This is a genomic window from Stenotrophomonas sp. 3diitr2024, assembly GCF_042136455.1.
GTDB classification, from domain to species: domain Bacteria; phylum Pseudomonadota; class Gammaproteobacteria; order Xanthomonadales; family Xanthomonadaceae; genus Stenotrophomonas; species Stenotrophomonas sepilia.
On the sequence record NZ_JBHHMJ010000713.1, the window covers coordinates 1 to 681 of the forward strand.

1 protein-coding gene is annotated in these 681 nt (G+C 68.6%); it reads right to left on the reverse strand.

Annotation, left to right across the window (positions count from 1 at the left end):
• Positions 1-122: 122 nt before the first annotated feature.
• The coding region (locus ABGA94_RS18725) for a DUF1190 domain-containing protein (RefSeq protein ID WP_375367914.1) at positions 123-681 on the reverse strand (559 nt) is incomplete at its 5' end.

A 681-nucleotide genomic window follows, 5' to 3' on the forward strand; every position in this document is an offset into this window, starting at 1 on the left:
TGCGCTACGCGCTTTCATCCCAGTAGGGCTGGCCATCGATGGTATGGAAACGGAAACCCGCTTCCTCCGCGCGTGCCCGCCACTGGGCACGCGCGGCAATCCGGATGCGCTGCATGGGTCGATCAGCCGCCGTAGCTGCCGCTGGTGCTGCGGCGTGCGCTGGTGTTGCCGAAGCCACCACGGCTGGCAGTGACCGCACGGTTCGGTTCGCTGGTGACCGGTGCCAGACCGGCCTTGCCGGCGCCGATGCCGCTGGCGGTGTTCAGGCCACCGGTGCCGCCCGGTGCCGGGCGCGCCCAGCCAGCGTTCTTGTCCTGGTATGCCGGTGCCGACGCCGGCGCCTGCGGGGCGAGGCCGCCGCGGTTGCTCAGCATCTGCGACATGAAGAAACCCATCATCATCGGGCCGATGAACGAGGTGCCGGCCGAGGTGTGCTGCTGCACGCACTGCTCCGGCTTGTAATCCTTCTCGCAGGCTTCCTTGCTGGCGTACTTCGGCGCCGCATCGGCGGCCTGCTTCTGCGCTTCGGCAAAGGCATTGCGGCACGACGACGGATCACCGGTGGCCTCGGTGCAGGCCTCGACCGAGGTGTACAGGCCTTCCTGCACCTTCACCTCCGGCTCCTTCTGGCAGGCGGTGAACAGCAGCGGCGCAGCGCTCATCAGCAGCAGCGCGGTGGTG